Origin of the sequence: Sporosarcina sp. P17b (assembly GCF_002743115.1) — a bacterium.
Lineage (GTDB): Bacteria > Bacillota > Bacilli > Bacillales_A > Planococcaceae > Sporosarcina > Sporosarcina ureae_C.
The window spans coordinates 1-16,589 of sequence record NZ_PDYP01000019.1 but is presented as its reverse complement, the minus strand read 5'-3'; the positions used below and the strand labels follow the sequence as shown (position 1 = coordinate 16,589).

The 16,589-nt window shown below is 42.5% G+C and carries 19 protein-coding genes and 1 other annotated feature; of the genes, 13 read left to right on the top strand and 6 right to left on the bottom strand.

Annotation, left to right across the window (positions count from 1 at the left end):
• The first annotated feature begins 26 nt into the window (after positions 1-26).
• From CSV76_RS15140 to CSV76_RS15130, 4 genes are all read left to right on the top strand, one after another.
• Complete coding sequence (locus tag CSV76_RS15140; protein ID WP_085429095.1) at positions 27-923, top strand: fumarylacetoacetate hydrolase family protein; 897 nt, start codon at positions 27-29, stop codon at positions 921-923.
• A 92-nt stretch (positions 924-1,015) separates the two neighbouring features.
• Positions 1,016-1,390 (top strand): YisL family protein, encoded by a 375-nt coding sequence (locus CSV76_RS15135; RefSeq protein ID WP_099626103.1) that lies wholly within the window; start codon positions 1,016-1,018, stop codon positions 1,388-1,390.
• Positions 1,391-1,419: 29 nt separating this feature from the next.
• Positions 1,420-1,551 (top strand): resistance to Congo red protein, encoded by a 132-nt coding sequence (locus CSV76_RS17775; protein ID WP_233192393.1) that lies wholly within the window; start codon positions 1,420-1,422, stop codon positions 1,549-1,551.
• Between the two features lie 179 nt (positions 1,552-1,730).
• Positions 1,731-3,101: an alpha-amylase family glycosyl hydrolase gene (locus tag CSV76_RS15130; RefSeq protein WP_099626102.1), complete on the top strand. Its 1,371-nt coding sequence runs from the start codon at positions 1,731-1,733 to the stop codon at positions 3,099-3,101.
• Between the two features lie 154 nt (positions 3,102-3,255).
• Here CSV76_RS15130 and CSV76_RS15125 read toward each other — a convergent pair whose 3' ends face one another.
• Together CSV76_RS15125 and CSV76_RS15120 are read right to left on the bottom strand one after the other, a co-directional pair.
• Positions 3,256-4,113, bottom strand: coding sequence for a DegV family protein (locus CSV76_RS15125; RefSeq protein ID WP_085428451.1), 858 nt, complete (start codon positions 4,111-4,113; stop codon positions 3,256-3,258).
• 12 nt (positions 4,114-4,125) lie between these two features.
• Positions 4,126-4,950: a Cof-type HAD-IIB family hydrolase gene (locus tag CSV76_RS15120; RefSeq protein WP_099626101.1), complete on the bottom strand. Its 825-nt coding sequence runs from the start codon at positions 4,948-4,950 to the stop codon at positions 4,126-4,128.
• Positions 4,951-5,122: 172 nt separating this feature from the next.
• Between CSV76_RS15120 and CSV76_RS17770 the strand changes: the two genes are divergently transcribed.
• The 5 genes from CSV76_RS17770 to CSV76_RS15100 all read left to right on the top strand — a co-directional run bounded on the left by CSV76_RS17770 (position 5,123) and on the right by CSV76_RS15100 (position 9,649).
• The gene (locus CSV76_RS17770) at positions 5,123-5,296 is read left to right on the top strand and encodes an alpha/beta hydrolase family protein (RefSeq protein WP_233204509.1); all 174 of its coding nucleotides are present in this window, start codon (positions 5,123-5,125) and stop codon (positions 5,294-5,296) included.
• A gap of 57 nt (positions 5,297-5,353) precedes the next feature.
• A complete protein-coding gene (locus CSV76_RS15115; RefSeq protein WP_233204508.1) occupies positions 5,354-5,899 on the top strand; it encodes a prolyl oligopeptidase family serine peptidase in 546 nt (181 codons plus the stop codon).
• Positions 5,900-5,946: 47 nt separating this feature from the next.
• A complete protein-coding gene (locus CSV76_RS15110; RefSeq protein ID WP_085428454.1) occupies positions 5,947-6,261 on the top strand; it encodes a metal-sulfur cluster assembly factor in 315 nt (104 codons plus the stop codon).
• A 597-nt stretch (positions 6,262-6,858) separates the two neighbouring features.
• Entirely contained in the window at positions 6,859-7,338 is a 480-nt protein-coding gene (gene rraA / locus CSV76_RS15105) for a ribonuclease E activity regulator RraA (RefSeq protein WP_085428455.1), read from the top strand.
• Between the two features lie 166 nt (positions 7,339-7,504).
• A complete protein-coding gene (locus tag CSV76_RS15100) occupies positions 7,505-9,649 on the top strand; it encodes an ATP-dependent Clp protease ATP-binding subunit (RefSeq protein WP_233204507.1) in 2,145 nt (714 codons plus the stop codon).
• 57 nt (positions 9,650-9,706) lie between these two features.
• Here the strand turns inward: CSV76_RS15100 and CSV76_RS15095 are convergent, their stop codons facing one another.
• Positions 9,707-9,877, bottom strand: a complete 171-nt coding sequence (locus CSV76_RS15095) for a DUF2929 family protein (protein WP_369823351.1) — start codon at positions 9,875-9,877, stop codon at positions 9,707-9,709.
• A gap of 190 nt (positions 9,878-10,067) precedes the next feature.
• Between CSV76_RS15095 and CSV76_RS15090 the strand changes: the two genes are divergently transcribed.
• Complete coding sequence (locus CSV76_RS15090) at positions 10,068-11,000, top strand: beta-ketoacyl-ACP synthase III (RefSeq protein WP_099626099.1); 933 nt, start codon at positions 10,068-10,070, stop codon at positions 10,998-11,000.
• A gap of 44 nt (positions 11,001-11,044) precedes the next feature.
• A complete protein-coding gene (fabF, locus tag CSV76_RS15085; protein WP_085428458.1) occupies positions 11,045-12,280 on the top strand; it encodes a beta-ketoacyl-ACP synthase II in 1,236 nt (411 codons plus the stop codon).
• Between the two features lie 43 nt (positions 12,281-12,323).
• Here fabF and CSV76_RS17605 read toward each other — a convergent pair whose 3' ends face one another.
• The gene (locus CSV76_RS17605) at positions 12,324-12,569 is read right to left on the bottom strand and encodes a hypothetical protein (RefSeq protein WP_199173079.1); all 246 of its coding nucleotides are present in this window, start codon (positions 12,567-12,569) and stop codon (positions 12,324-12,326) included.
• Between the two features lie 515 nt (positions 12,570-13,084).
• A complete protein-coding gene (gene trpS, locus CSV76_RS15075) occupies positions 13,085-14,071 on the bottom strand; it encodes a tryptophan--tRNA ligase (RefSeq protein WP_085428460.1) in 987 nt (328 codons plus the stop codon).
• 92 nt (positions 14,072-14,163) lie between these two features.
• Positions 14,164-14,376, bottom strand: a binding site (T-box leader).
• Between the two features lie 436 nt (positions 14,377-14,812).
• On the opposite strand from trpS, the gene spxA reads away from it, so the two are divergent.
• Both spxA and mecA read left to right on the top strand, forming a co-directional pair.
• Complete coding sequence (gene spxA / locus CSV76_RS15070; RefSeq protein WP_009765721.1) at positions 14,813-15,211, top strand: transcriptional regulator SpxA; 399 nt, start codon at positions 14,813-14,815, stop codon at positions 15,209-15,211.
• A 238-nt stretch (positions 15,212-15,449) separates the two neighbouring features.
• Positions 15,450-16,103 carry an adaptor protein MecA gene (gene mecA / locus CSV76_RS15065; protein WP_085428461.1) on the top strand — a complete coding sequence of 218 codons (654 nt, stop codon included), beginning with the start codon at positions 15,450-15,452 and terminating at the stop codon, positions 16,101-16,103.
• Positions 16,104-16,404: 301 nt separating this feature from the next.
• Here the strand turns inward: mecA and CSV76_RS17765 are convergent.
• Positions 16,405-16,589: hypothetical protein (locus tag CSV76_RS17765; RefSeq protein ID WP_233204506.1), on the bottom strand; the 185-nt coding region annotated here is incomplete at its 5' end.

Genomic DNA, 16,589 nt, shown 5'->3' with positions numbered 1-16,589 from the left:
TCACATGGAAAGGGTTGGGTATTCAAATGAAATTATTGTCATTCCGTTACGAAGGACAGACTTTATTCGGACCAAAAGTTAAACGTGAGGAAGCTGTGTGGGATCTAATCGCAATGGCTGAGGCATTGGAACAAACTGATTTCCCTAAAACGATGATCGAAGGCGTTTCCCACGGCATGGATTTCGTGGAGGAAGTTCGTAAATTGGTAGAGAAAACTGAAGCTGAAGGAAACGTAGAGCAGTTCAAGCATGCGTTCACTGACATCGAATGGTTATCTCCAATTCCACGCACACCGAAAAATGTGTTATGCGTAGGGAAGAACTATCTTGATCATGCAGAGGAACTTGGATCGAAAGCACCTGAGAAATTGATGATATTCACAAAATCCCCTACTTCAATTGCGGGAGACGAGCAAACGTTACCGATCCACAGTGAAGTGACTGATTCATTAGATTACGAAGGTGAACTGGCGGTTGTGATCAGTAAAACGGGCAAAAATATTCCAAAACAATTGGCATATGATTACGTGTTCGGCTATACAATCGGTAACGATATTACAGCACGCAATATCCAATCGGAACACAAGCAGTTCTTCTTAGGCAAAAGTTTAGACGGTTCTTGTCCGATGGGTCCTTATGTGGTGACGAAAGACGAAATTCCAAACCCACAAAATCTATCCATTGTAACGAAAGTGAATGATGGTGTGCGCCAAAACGGTAATACATCTAATATGATCTTTAAAATTGACGACTTGATTGCTGAAATCTCCAAGTACGTCACGTTGGAGCCAGGCGATGTAATCTTGACAGGCACGCCAGCTGGTGTTGGTAAAGGTATGACACCTCCAACGTACTTGAAAAAAGGCGATACAGTTAAAGTATCGATCGAAGGTATCGGTACACTAGTTAACCGTTTCGAATAATACGCAAGTCTATGAGGTAAACAATAGAATAGTCGTAGCTTGAAAGATATGGTAGAATATCAATCGACTATACTAATAACGAGGTGGAAGTAATGGGATTTTTAACTGATACAACCCATATGCATATTTTTACATGGGTAGTAGGTGTTGTACTATTTTTAGTAGCAGCAAGTATGGCAAATGGAACAAAAGGAAAAAAGATTACACATATGATTTTGCGTCTGTTCTATGTATTGATCGTCATCACAGGAGCTGCGTTATTCTTTAAGCATATGAGTATTGATTCCATGCTATATGGCATCAAATTTGTACTGGGTATTTTGACAATCGGATTTATGGAAATGGTTCTCGTTCGCGGAAGTAAAGGGAAGAACACGGGTCTTATGTGGATTCTCTTCGTCGTCGCGCTACTTGCAACGATGTTCGTAGGTTTCAAATTACCAATGGGCTTCAACTTTTTCGCATAATGACTACTGATCGATAAGGAGATGGAAGAATGGCAACACAAACAGGCTGGATATTTTTGATAGTGATCCTGTTACTGATGGCGTTGTTTGCCGTCTCCGTTATCGTCAGTGCGCGAAGGCAGCGGGATCCGGACTTCTTTACTGAAGACGATAACTCATAACCATGCGCGAGCAGTGGGGGATTTTTCCTCTCCTGCTTTTTTTATTTGGTTATTCGACATTCTTTCACAAGATTGCCGTATTTATAGAACGTGTCAATGGTTTTCATAAGAAAGAATGGCGTGGTCATCAGCTGTTTGATAAACTAAAAGAAGAGTGTGTATGAGGAGGATTTACTAAAGTGAAACGAATATTCGGACTACTGGCAACAGGTTTACTTGCCCTATCGATAGCACAACCCGCTTTTGCAGATACCGACAGAACGTTCAACGACGAAAGTATCTATGATTTACTTGTCGACCGCTTCAATAACGGACTTGGAACGAATGACACGGAAGTCAACGCACAAGACCCGAGTAAATTTAACGGGGGAGACTTTGCTGGAATTAGCAATCGATTGGAACATTTGATCGATATGCATTTTACGATGATTTCGGTCGGACCGGTTTTCAAAACGGCTTCTTATGATGGCAATGAAGTCCTTGACTATAACGAGATTGAGCCGCACTTCGGTACTACGGAAGAGTTTATTGCATTGATTGATGAGATGCATGCGAATGATTTAAAAATCATGGCGGACTTCCCGCTAGTAGGTGAAGTAAATGATCCCGCTGTCCAGGATGAACTACTGAAATCGGCTGTACAATTTGTTTCTGATTATGAGTTGGACGGGCTTCGTCTGACGAAAATTGCTAACGCAAACACTGAGTTCCTGAACAATATGATTGAAGCCGTGAAAGAAGCGAACGAAGGACTATACGTGATCACCAATGAACAAAGTGATGCAGCATTTGACAGTGTACCTGCTGAAAAACAAAGTGCAGCTATCCAAGAATCATTCGTGCAAGTAGATCCGGATACCTCTTCATTGGATCAATTCAGTAATGATGACGCTGGAAAGTTACTACAGTTTGATGATTTAACTGGAACCCGTTTTACATATAAAATGGTGGAACTACGTCAATTCCCACCAACACGTTGGAAAGTGGCGACAGTGGCACAATTCATGCTTCCTGGTGTTCCGTTAGTGCCGTATGCGACGGAAATTGCTGTTAATGGTAAAGAGGCACCTGAATCCCACCCGTTCTTCAACTTCAAGACAGATATGGAGTTACAAGAGTGGATTGGTGATCTGAATACGCTTCGTAATGATTCAGATGCACTTCGCACTGGTGATTTTAAGTTCTTGCATAATGAAGATGGATTTGTTGTGTTTGAACGTTCCAATGAGGATGAGAAGTGGATTATTGCGTTGAATAATACATCTGAAGTGCAAAGTTTGGAAGTGAACCCGAGTGAGCTTGGGGAGAAGAAGAAGCTTCGCGGTGTGCTTGGTCAAGATTTGATCAAGGAGACGAAAGATAATCAGTATCATGTGGTACTAGATCGTGAGACTGCGGAGATTTATCTTGTAGAGGATGATAAAGGATTCAATACGCCTTATTTGATTGCTTCTATTTTGGTTGTGGTGTTGTTTATTGGATTCCTATTCCTTGTTATTCGTAAGGGGAAGCAGAGTCGGGTTGAGAATGCTGTTAATCAAGAGAAGTAAGACTACTGTTGATTAACGTTCCAGTCGAACGTTTTCACATGGGCTAATGCATTAAACTTTAAAAGTTAATTTAAAAGAAAAAACTCAAGATGAGTTCCCGATACTGGAATTCAACTTGAGTCTCAGACAGTCTGCTTTTCGTGCGGGCTGTTTTTTATTCATTTTTTGTGTTGTTTAGGAAGAATAGGGCGATGGTTCCGGGGCCGGCGTGTGAGCCGATGACGGACCCTATTTGATGAATTTCGATTGCTTTTGGTTGAATGACTTCTTGTATCATTTCTTGGAATTCTTTAGCTGTAGCTAGGTCGTCACCATGGCTGATCGCGATGGTTTGTTCTTGTAGGTTGCTGCCGCGTTCTTCCATCATTTCGATCATGCGACGAAGGACTTTTTTGCGTCCGCGGTGTTTTTCAATTGGGACGAGTTTACCGTCTTCTACGTGCAACAACGGTTTGATGTTGAGTAATCCGCCGAAAAACGCGCTGGCCTTGGATACACGTCCGCCTTTTGCCAAGTAGTCTAGATCTTCCACAGTGAAGAGATGTTCCATATGTGTTGCCATTGTGCGGATTTCTTGTTCGATTTCTCGCATGCCGACGCCTTCATTGCGCAGTCGCACGGCTTCTTTAACGAGTAGACCGTATCCGAGTGAGGCGCAATGCGTGTCGATAACTGCCAAGTCCATGGACGGGTTTTCTTCTTTCACTTGGTCGCTCGTCATGACGGCAGTTTGGTATGTGCCTGACAGTTGGGAGGAGAATGCGATATAGATGCCGTCTTCACCGGACGTTGCAAGGTCTTTCCAAGTCGTCATCATTTTATCAGGTGAAGCTTGGGAGGTCTTTGGCTGTTGTCCTTGACGAATAGCATCAAAAACTTCCTTCGAATTAATCTCCACGATATCTTCGTATTCTTTTCCATCTAGAAGAACGCTTAACGGAAATAGTTCTACTTCATTTTCTTCAAAGAAGTCTAGTGGTAAATCACAAGCACTATCCGCAAAAATTCTCATTTCTCTTCCCCCTTATACAAAGATGTTTTTCTGTAATGATAGTCGTTCTTCTAATATACGTGAAATGCCGTCTTCATTATTTGTGTCGGTGATTTCATCTGCAATGGATTTCAGTTGATCAATGGCATTCCCCATCGCAACGCCCGTCCCTGCGTAGTCAATCATTTCCAGATCATTGTCTTCGTCGCCGAATGCGATGATGCGATCTTTCGGTATATTCATCCATTTAGAAACAGCGTCAATCCCGACGGCTTTATTGAGGCCATGGCGTACAATTTCCACAATGTTAAACGGGGCACCCCAGCGTCTATGATCGATGACTTCCGCATGTAACTCTTCAAGATGCTGACGAATTGGATCGACTGTCAGTTGGTCAGCTTGAATCAGCAAGCTAGTTGGGTCGGTTTTCAATGAATTCCGGATGTCGCCAGCTGTAATAAGTGGACTTCCAAAGTTTAAAATATCCAAAAAGCGCTCATCATGGTAATGGGTATAGACGTCATCCATCACTTCCGCCACAATATTTTCGATTGGAAAATCTTGCATTGCTTCCACTACTTCGTTGACGATAGGTAATGCAATCGTTTCGTGGATTGTTTTCCATGAACGGTCGGTAGGGTGATGAACAAAGGCTCCGTTAAAGTTGACGATGGGTGTCGTCAATCCAAGTTGTCGGTAATAAATTTCACTCGCACGGTAGGGACGTCCTGTCGCAATCATGACATGATGCCCTTGCGAAACGGCTCTACGAAGTGTTTCTTCCGTTTTGGATGATATATCTTTCTGATCTGTTAGTAATGTTCCATCTAAGTCTAAAACTATTAAATGTGGTTTCAAGAAATCCTCTCCTACTTATGCTTATAGTATCAGATTGTTATGTCTTTATAGTTTATCGTTAAACGTGTAAGTAAGTCAAAAGAATGGATGATAAGGCGAAGGTTTTGTCTTATTCGGTAAATGTTGTTATCCTAAAATAACAGTAACTGATCGTAAGAAAAGAGGAATCGTCATGATTATTCGAGCAGAAAAGTGGCAAGAGATCCCAGTGCTTCATATCGTAGAGGAGTCAAAAGAAACCGAACACATTCCTGTTGTCCTATTTTTTCATGGATTCACTAGCGCGAAGGAACATAATTTACATTACGCATATAACTTAGCTAAACAAGGAGTTCGTGTAATTTAACCGGAAGCCAAATTGCATGGGGAACGTTCAGAATCTCTGAATGAATTTCAACTAGCATTGAACTTTTGGGATATCGTATTGACTTCCATTAAAGAAGCTGATGTCATACATGATGAGCTGTTTAGAAAAGAATTAGTTGATGAAGAAACACGTATTGGCATGGGTGGCACTTCAATGGGTGGCATTACAACATTCGGCTGCTTGTCGAGTTACGATTGGATAGACGCAGCATCCGTCATGATGGGATCACCAGCAATTACACGCCTGGCAAAAGGTCAAATTTCGCATGCAGAACGTGACGGTAGAGAATTACCGGTGAGCCAAAAAGAACGCGAACAACTTTTTGCGGCACTAGATCAAATAGACTTATCACAAAATCCACGCAGATTGCATCAGCGCCCACTCTTCATGTGGCATGGTGAACAAGATACTATGGTGCCATTTGAGCTCACAAAAGAATTTCACGAAGAAATTCAAGAGAATTACGAGAACCATCCCGAGCTACTGAAATGGATGCCTGACGAACATGCAGGCCACTCCGTTTCGCGTTCAGGAATGCTAGCCGCAGTCAATTGGCTTGCAGAGCATTTGCACGCAAGGTAGTATGTTGGTAAGATAAGATTACTACACAGCAGAGAGGAGCATTCCTAATGAACACAGAAGAAGAAATCAAGCAGTATTTATTTGGTGCATTAGAAAACGTCATCGACCCTGAATTGGGTATTGATATCGTCAACCTTGGATTGGTTTACAATGCAGAGTTGCTTGACGAAGGAGTCGCGAAAATAACAATGACGTTGACGTCTATGGGTTGCCCGATGGGTCCACAGATTGTAGCGAATATTGAGCAGGAGCTAATGGAGCTTCCTGAAGTGAAGGATACAGTGGTAGATATTATTTGGAATCCACCATGGTCCCGCGATAACATGTCTCGTTATGCCAAGATTGCACTCGGCGTACGTTAATAGAATACACCAACCACACCTTTTTATAGGGTGTGGTTTTTTTCGGTCTATGAGTCAGAATGAAAAGGAATGAAGTAGGCGGCAGGGGCTTGGCGTGGGGATTGGCGCTTCGGAGGGGACGCTTTCTGGAGGGCGGGCGGTGAACCACACCCCTGCGCTGCGCTTCGGCGGGTGTTTCACCTGTCCCGCTGATCCTCCCAGAGTCGCCCCTCCTACGCACCAATCCCTTGCAATGTAAGTACACGACACTTTTTGTTGTACATTGAAGTTATGCTTGTGATTAATGTTGAGATTTCGAGGCTATGAGCGGTTATCAAGGTTCTATGATCACATAGATGAATCTATGAGCACTCGTGGCGTCTAATAGAGCGGATAGTGCGTGCTATAGAGCGCAAAAAGTGTTCTAAGAGCGCTTAAACGGATTCTATGAGCGGAAGTTGCTAGCTGGAGCCTCCATCCAATGACGAACACTAAATAACCCACCTAACCAATCCTCATATCCAAAATACCAACCTTCAAAATAAAAAAAGGAAATGCTGGATTGTGTCGAATAGGATTAAGGTAGCGTCAAACAGAAAGTACGAGGGGGAATGGGAAATGTCAGTTAAAACAGCGGATCTATGCGATGACTTTATCGACGAACTGCAAGTATGCACAGTGGAGTTCAAATCTTACGGAAAGCACAAGAGATTCTCGGGGCCGATCTCTACAGTGAAAGTATACGAAGACAACGTGCTCGTCAAAGAAGCACTTCAAACGATACCGCAAGGCAATGTACTCGTGGTTGACGGAGGAGGTTCAAAACGCTGCGCACTCATGGGGGACATGCTCGGCGAAATCGCCCAAGACCGTAAACTTGCGGGCGTCATTATCTACGGCTGCGCACGCGATACCGCGGATCTTGGCACACAAGAGATCGGCGTCATGGCGATCGGCAGCATGCCAGTGAAGAGTATCAAGCGCGGCGAAGGACAGAAAGACGAGGTGCTTCATTTTGGGAATGTTGAATGGACACCAGGTCACTATGTCTACGCAGACGAAGATGGGGTAGTCGTTGCGCCACGTCAATTAGTTTAATGCCAGTCGCTCGCGTAATGCGGGCGGCTTTTTTATGTGAAAAACCAATCGAAAAATAATAGAGTAATTCAAGTTAAAACTTTTTACTTTCGTTAAAAAATAGACTATAATTGAATTAATCAAAGATAGTCAAAGTCAAAATAATGAGAGGTGGATGTATATGCGTATGGATGGAACACAAGAAGATCAGCGCTCACCACTGGAGCAATTTGGACGCAATCTAGTTGAAGAAGTAAAGAATGGTAAAATGGATCCGGTTATTGGCCGGGATGAAGAAATTCGAAATGTCATCCGAATATTGTCAAGAAAGACTAAAAACAATCCTGTACTAATTGGGGAACCAGGTGTTGGTAAAACTGCGATTGTTGAAGGATTAGCGCAGCGTATTGTGAAAGGCGATGTGCCGGAAGGGTTGAAAGACCGCCAGATTTTCGAACTAGATATGAGTGCATTGATAGCAGGCGCGAAGTATCGTGGGGAGTTTGAAGAACGTCTGAAAAGTGTCTTGAAACAAGTGAAAGACAGTAATGGAGAAATCATTATGTTCATTGATGAAATCCACACGATCGTTGGAGCGGGTAAAACTGAAGGCGCGATGGATGCCGGCAATATGTTGAAGCCGATGCTAGCGCGTGGTGAATTGTACTGTATTGGTGCGACTACACTAGATGAATACCGCATGTATATCGAGAAAGATGCGGCACTTGAAAGACGTTTCCAGCAAGTAATGGTTCGTGAACCTTCTGTTGAGGACACGATTTCGATTCTACGTGGTTTGAAAGAACGTTTTGAATTACACCATGGTGTGCGTATTCATGACCGAGCCATCGTTGCAGCGGCAACATTATCCGATCGATATATAACAGAACGTTTCATGCCGGATAAAGCTATAGATTTAATTGATGAAGCATGTGCGATGATTCGTACAGAAATTGATTCTATGCCGTCAGAATTAGATGCGGTAACTCGTAGAATTATGCAACTTGAAATTGAAGAGCAGGCATTGCGTAAAGAAAAAGATACGATGAGTCAGTCGCGTCTTAAAACTTTACGGGAAGAGTTGCAAGATTTGAAGGATTCCTCAAAAGATATGCGTGAGCAGTGGGATAATGAAAAAGCTGAATTAAAAACTATTCAAACGAAAAGAGAAGAGTTAGATCGCTATCGTCGTGAACTCGAGGAAGCGCAAGGTAGTTTTGATTTGAATAAAGCGGCAGAATTACAGTACGGTAAAATTCCTGCATTAGAGAAATCATTGAAAGAACTGGAAAGCCCGCTTGAAGGTACGAAAGATTTACGTTTAGTACGTGAGGAAGTGGCGGAAGAAGAGATTGCTTCGATCGTTGCTCGTTGGACAGGTATTCCGGTAACGAAACTCGTAGAAGGTGAACGCGAGAAGTTATTGCGATTGCATGAAACGTTGAAAGAACGTGTCATTGGACAAGACAATGCCGTACAACTCGTCACGGAAGCCGTCTGGCGTGCACGTGCGGGTATTCAAGATCCGAATAAGCCTATTGGTTCGTTCTTGTTCTTAGGTCCGACTGGGGTAGGTAAGACGGAGCTAGCGAAAACATTGGCAGCTACATTGTTTGACTCGGAAGACCACTTTGTCCGAATTGATATGTCTGAATACATGGAGAAGCACAGTGTGTCTCGTTTAGTCGGTGCGCCTCCAGGATATATCGGGTACGAAGAAGGAGGTCAGCTGACGGAAGCAGTCAGACGCAATCCATATGCCGTCGTGTTATTGGATGAAATCGAAAAAGCACACCCGGATGTAGCGAATATCTTGCTGCAGATCCTAGATGACGGTCGCATCACAGATAGCCAAGGACGTTTGGTCAACTTTACGAATACGGTTGTCATTATGACTTCGAATATAGGATCTGCTTATTTACTTAATAATGATTTAAATGAGTCGGAGCATGCCAAAGAAGATTTGATTATGGCTGCACTTCGTAGTCACTTTAAGCCTGAGTTATTGAATCGGATGGATGACATTATTATCTTCCATTCTTTAACTGCTGAATCATTTAAAGCGATTGCTAACAAGATGCTCGTTGATTTGGTAGCTCGTTTAGAAGAGCAAGATCTAGAACTCGTCTATGATGAAGATGTACTCGATTGGATTGTGCGTGAAGGTGCAGATGCAGATTTCGGTGCACGCCCATTGAAACGATTCATCCAACGACATGTAGAAACAAAAGTTGCAAAAGAAGTAATACGTGGCGGATTGGTCGAAGGACAGCAAATCAAATTGTCCATGAATGATGGAGCATTAGTTGTAGAAGTCATGCCGGTAGTATAAGGTCAATATAAAAAGCGTAAGAACTGATGAACAGTTCTTACGCTTTTTGATCGTCTATTAAACGTCAGCTGGAGATTCGTTAGGAATGATTGCTGTGATAATCAATACAAGTACAGCCAAAACGATTGAAACGGTAACGCCCGCCATAAAGTCGAATTCGGTACCTCCAATGGAGCCAGCAACGTAGTTTAACATAGCTACTAATAGGAACGACCAAACAAATGTCATAATATAGTGCATGATTTTCACCTCGAATAGTCTATTTCAAAGTTCATCATACCATAGTCAGTCAAAACGTTGAAATGATTTTATACATTATATTTGACGAAAAAGTGTCCTCGTCTTGAAAAAGTACACATTTTCTTCTATAATTACTACCAGGTACTAATATTAGATGATAAGGAACGAGGTAGATGAGATGAGAGCTGGACTTTTAGGGATGGGGAAATTTGTTCCACAGACAGTTGTGACAAATGAGTATTTAGAAAAACGTTTAGATACTTCCGACGAATGGATTCGCACACGTACAGGAATACAAGAACGCAGAATTGCGGATGATACTATTGATACGTCTGACATGGCATTTGAGGCTGCGAAGGATGCATTGGAATCAGCGGGTATTCGCGCTGATCAAATTGGTCTCATTTTAGTAGCAACAGTAACACCTGATAACATATTCCCTTCTGTTTCAACGATGATCCAGCATCGCTTAGGTGCAAAGAATGCAGCGGCGATGGATGTATCTGCAGCTTGTGCAGGATTCATCTATGGTATAGTAACGGCCAAGCAGTTTGTTGAATCAGGCACGTATGACTATGTCCTCGTAGTAGGCGTGGAAAAGTTATCGAAAATCGTCGACTGGGAAGACCGCAATACAGCTGTTTTATTCGGTGATGGGGCAGGAGCGACAGTCGTAGGGAAAGTAAGTGAAGGCAGAGGAATTCTTTCATTCGAATTGGGAGCAGACGGTTCAGGTGGAAAACATCTTCATCATGATAAGTTTTTACAAATGAATGGCCGTGAAGTATTCAAATTTGCGGTACGTCAAATGGGAGAAACAGCGGTCAACGTTGCGAAAAAAGCAGGTTTGACGACTGACCAAGTGGATTATTTGGTTCCTCATCAGGCGAATATCCGTATTATGGAAGCCTCACGTGAGCGTTTAGGCTTACCGGTCGAGAAGATGTCCAAGACGGTTCACAAGTACGGTAATACGTCTGCTGCGTCTATTCCGATTTCATTGACGGACGATTTGGAAAAGGGACGCGTGAAAGACGATGATGTGATTGTTCTCGTAGGATTCGGTGGCGGCTTGACATGGGGCGGCTTATGTATAAAATGGGGTAAGTAATTAACCTGTAAAATAAAAGTTCACGATAGAGAGGAAGTTTGAAATTGGAAAAACGACGTGTAGTGGTAACGGGTATTGGTGGAATCTCCCCAGTAGGTAACTCTGCTGAAGAATCATGGAAAGCAGTCCTAGAAGGAAAATCCGGTATTGATATCATGACCAGACTCGATCAAGAGAAATTCCCAGTTCGTGTTATGGCAGAGGTTAAGGGATTCGATATCGAGCAATATGTTTCACGTAAAGACGCTCGGAAAATGGATCGATTCACGCATTATGCAGTCGCTTCAGCGATGATGGCAATGAAAGATGCAAACTTGGAACTTGAAGGCGACTTAGCGCTTCGTACAGGAGTTTGGATCGGTTCAGGAATCGGCGGAATGGAATCACATGAGACACAATTTAATACATTCCTTGAAAAAGGTTACCGACGCGTCAGTCCATTTTTCGTTCCGATGATGATTCCGGACATGGCAGCAGGACAAGTGTCTATTTTTACAGGCGCTAAAGGTATCAACTCTTGTTCCGTTACGGCTTGTGCATCTGGTACAAACTCGATCGGTGATGCTTTCGAAGTAATCCTTCGCGGAGATGCAGACGTGATGATTACGGGTGGAACTGAAGCACCGATTACGTCACTTGCAGTAGCAGGCTTCATCGCAAGTACAGCGTTGTCTTTAAATGATGATCCATCAAAAGCTTCCCGTCCGTTCGATAAAAACCGTGATGGTTTCGTCATGGGTGAGGGTGCAGGTATCTTGATTTTAGAAGAGTATGAGCATGCGGTTGCACGTGGGGCGAAGATCTATGCAGAGATCGTAGGCTACGGTTCAACTGGAGACGCACATCATATTACAGCACCGGCACCAGGTGGAGAAGGTGGCGCACGCGCTATGCAACAGGCATTGGCTAAAGCGGGCGTAGAGCCGAACCAGGTGGATTATATCAATGCACATGGTACAAGTACGCCGTATAATGATTTGTTTGAGACGATGGCTGCGAAGACGGTGTTTGGCGATCACGCGTATAAGTTGGCGATGAGCTCGACTAAGTCGATGACAGGTCATTTGCTTGGCGCTGCTGGTGGTATTGAGGCGATCTTTACTGTGAAGGCGTTGCAGGAAGGGATTTTGCCTCCTACTATGAATTATGAGACGCCGGATCCTGAGTGTGATTTGGATTATGTGGTGAATGAGGCGCGTAAGGCTGATATTACGTATGCTATGAGTAATTCTCTTGGCTTTGGCGGGCATAATGCTTCGTTGGTGTTTAAGAAGATATAAGTTGGAGGTGGGAAGGGTCGATTTTGACTCTTTCTGCTTTTTTTTATTGGAGAAGCTTAAGTTCAAGTTCAAGTTCAAGTTCAAGTTCAAGTTCAAGTTCAAGTTCAAGTTCAAGTTCAAGTTCAAGTTCAAGTTCAAGTTCAAGTTCAAGTTCAAGTTCAAGTTCGTTGGTGAGTGGAAGGGCACCGTTTACCGACGTTCCAGGCGGACGCTTTCCCATGGGCCCGCGGTGAGCCAACCAGTTCGCTGCGCTCTCTTTTGGTTGTCTCACCTGATCGGGCTGATCCATCGGGAGTCGCCGCCTTCCACTTACGGTAAACTAGTGTATTGTTCTACCAATAGAATAATGATGGATTAAAACTTAAACTCAAAATTAAAATCAAAGTCAAAATGAAACCCAAACCAAACCCAAACCAAACCCAAACCCAAACCCAAACCCAAACCCAAACCCAAACCCAAACCCAAACCCAAACCCAAACCCAAACCCAAACCAAAAAGACTGAAGACAAGCTCCTTTGAAATGATTGTGGAGATGTTTTCAGTCGTTTTTGGTTATTGGGGTTAAGACTTGTATTATTACACCTGTTCTGAACATAGGATGGAGAAAAGGTGTAAAGGACGAGATGTCGGTGACGCGTTTTTTTATATTTGTTTGTAGTTATTGTGTGATTGTGGTGACGCTGGCTAATTTGTTGTTTTACTTGAATTATTCAGCGCTTGGTTATGATTATCGACAGATTTTAGTTTTCATTTTGCAGTCGACTGATTTTTTGATGCTAGTGATTGCGGTTGTGTTTTTATTGCTTACCGTGTACGTCCCAAGCCCATCGCGGCCTCCATCTTTTTAAGGGTGGCGGAGGCGATGGTGTTTGCTTTTTCGGCTCCTTGGTCGAGGATTTCGTCGAGTTCAGGGGAGTCGATTAGTTCATGGTAACGTTGTTGGATACCTGCTAGATGTTGGTTGATAGCATCCGCGACGCCCATTTTAAATGCTCCGTAGCCTTGGCCTTCGTATTTTGCTTCTAATTCTTCGATGGACATTCCACTTAATGAAGATTCGATGATTAATAAATTGGAGACACCTGGTTTGTTTTCTACATCGAATTTCACGATACCTTCTGAGTCTGTTACAGCGCTCTTGATTTTCTTTTCGATTTCTTTTGGTGTATCCAAAATCGTGATCGTTGCTTTTTTATTTGGATCGGATTTGCTCATTTTCTTTAATGGATCTTGTAAAGATTTTACGCGAGCTCCGTTTTTAGGAATACGAACGGCCGGAATGGTCAATACTTTCCCGTATCGGCTATTGAAGCGCTCTGCTAAATCCCTTGTTAATTCCAAGTGTTGCTTCTGATCTTCTCCGACGGGAACGATATCCGTGTTATACAATAAAATGTCCGCAGCCATTAATGGAGGGTAGGTAAGAAGTGCGGCAGATACACCTTCTGCTCCATCTGATTTGTCTTTAAACTGTGTCATGCGCTCAAGTTCACCGATATATGAAATACATTGCATGATCCATCCAGCTTGTGCATGTGCTGGAACTTCTGATTGGATGAATAAAGTGGATTTCTGAGGATCAATTCCGCTTGCAATATAGGTAGCGGCTAATGAACGAATTGCTTGTTTTAGATCATCCGGATCTTGCTGCACTGTAATTGCGTGTTGATCGACGATACAAAAAATGCAGTCTTCGTCATTTTGAAGCTCAACGAATTGACGGAATGCGCCAATATAGTTTCCTAATGTGATGACACCTGTTGGTTGTACACCTGAAAAAATTGTTTTCATGATTGTATTTCCTCCTTTAATTGCAGGCTATAACAGATTAGCCTGTATCGTGCGTGAAAAACGGCATAAAAAAACATCAGTCATCCCCTATAAATAGGGACGATTGATGAAAGGTAACCGTGGTACCACCCGAATTGCTAATAAAAGCCGCTCAATTCCCATAACGCGGGAAGACGTGATGGAGTACTGTATTCATCCATCAAGCTCAGGAGCCCATTCTTTTTGTGCGGTTTTACTTGCTCTCACCCTATACAAGCTCTCTACAAAAACCGTTACAAAAATACTTTTTCCTTCAGTGCCGTTCACTTATTGCTTAAAATTATATCGATACTTTTTGAAAAATGCAACTTTCATTTGAGGAAAACGAAAAAGATTTGAATAACATGAAACCTTTTAGTACACCTGTACGTACTATAAAGAGAACCAATAATTAGCAGAATTAATTTCTAAATGAGAATGCAATTATTTACAAATGAAATGTTTAAAACATTTCAGCACTGGGTATAAAAGTAGAAGATGTTCATTTATCGCAGAAAACATCATGATTCTTGACTGGTTTGTTGAAAAATAAGAAATTCTGCAATATGAATAAGTTTTTTTGAAAAACTATATTAATTGAGAATGAATGTGTGTATAATGAACAGTATAGACATTAATTATAATAATTCTAAAGTGAATTACATGAATTGCAAATACACTAAATCTAATGTGCGTAAGCCGTAGGAAAGGACGTGTCAATAAATGGGTGTCACACTTTATACATCGCCTAGTTGTACATCTTGTAGAAAAGCAAAAGCATGGTTGGAGGAACATGAGATTCCTTATACAGAGCGTAACATTTTCTCTGAACCATTGAATATTCAAGAGATCAAACAAATTCTTCGCATGACGGAAGATGGTACTGACGAAATTATTTCAACACGATCCAAGATATTCCAAAAATTAAATGTTGACGTGGAAAGTCTTCCACTTCAAAGATTATATGAGTTGATCCAAGAACATCCTGGTCTTTTGAGAAGACCAATCATTCTAGATGAAAAAAGACTCCAAGTAGGGTACAATGAAGATGAGATTCGTCGTTTCCTACCGAGAAAAGTTAGAGCCTATCAGCTGCTCGAAGCGCGGCGTATGGTAAACTAATCTTAATAACAAAAGCTGATAGGGATGACACGGGATACAATTGTGCCTATCAGCTTTTTTGAATTGATATTCCCTTGTATTCCTCTAAGTTAACCACTTCAATGCTGACAAAGTTTTAATGATATACAAGAAACCCTTACGAATACGTCGGAGCCGACATATAGTAGTAATAAGCATTGCAAGTGTGTATTAGTATATGACAGGGGAGGGCCTGTTCTACAGAAGGGAGAGATAAGGGATGGAAATAGAGCGCATTAATGAAAACACGGTAAAGTTTTATTTATCCTATGGAGATATCGAAGCCCGTGGTTTTAGTAAAGAAGACGTCTGGTATAATCGCGACAAGAGTGAAGAACTTTTTTGGGACATGATGGATGAACTTGGTGACGATACAGAGTTCGAAGTAGAGGGACCGCTTTGGATCCAAGTCAATGCGATGAATGAAGGCATTGAAGTAATTGTAACTCGTGCACATCTTCCGAAGAACGCTGAATCTTCACAGTTCCCATTTGGAATTGAAGACCCAGAAGAATTATTCGATCCGATTTTTGATGCGATTAATGACTCTGATGAAGAAGAAAGTGAAGAAGAGTCGCAGATTACAAATAGAGTATTTGTCTTTAACGAGTTTGACCAGATCATACCATTGGCAAGCAAGATGATTTCACTCGAAGACGAATTTGAATCGCAACTATATGCATTCGAGGATCGTTATTATCTCAACTTACGCTTCGATTATTCTCTAATCGAGAAGAAGCGTTCGAAGGACATTTCCAGTATGATTACAGAATACGGCGCGGTGTCTAAGATGTCTATTCATCGTATAGAGGAATATGGCAAAGTTGTCATGGAATCTGATGTATTTGAACAAGTAAACAAGTATTTCTCATAATACACTGAAAAGCTACCAGTAATCTGGTAGCTTTTTTTATTTTCGAGTAATTAGGTTGTCGTTTGACTGGCAATATAAGTGGGGCGGTCATTGGCCCCACTTCGGCGGTGGTGGATGGCTTCCGCAATGAGCCAGACAGGAAAGTGCGCCTGTCTGTCTCATTACTACGCCTACCACTGGCAGCCGCCTACGTTAAATTGTGTGTAAGTCAGATCAGATACTTGTTTTGAAAGAATAGGAACTAGTACTACCCCGTCACTGGTTTTATCTCCTATAAACCACAAACAAACTTGCTAACCACTTAGTAGCGCAGGCACAACTGCGGGGTAGGCCGTGGCCATGAGACAGCTAGCAAAGCTCCACCGCTAGTTGGCTCATGGCTGGAGGCAATCCCCCACGTGCCTGCGCGAGTCCAAAGCATGACCCTCACTACTTTCAATGAACAAGCCAATCTCGAGCAACGACCTAATCTATCTCCTAATGACT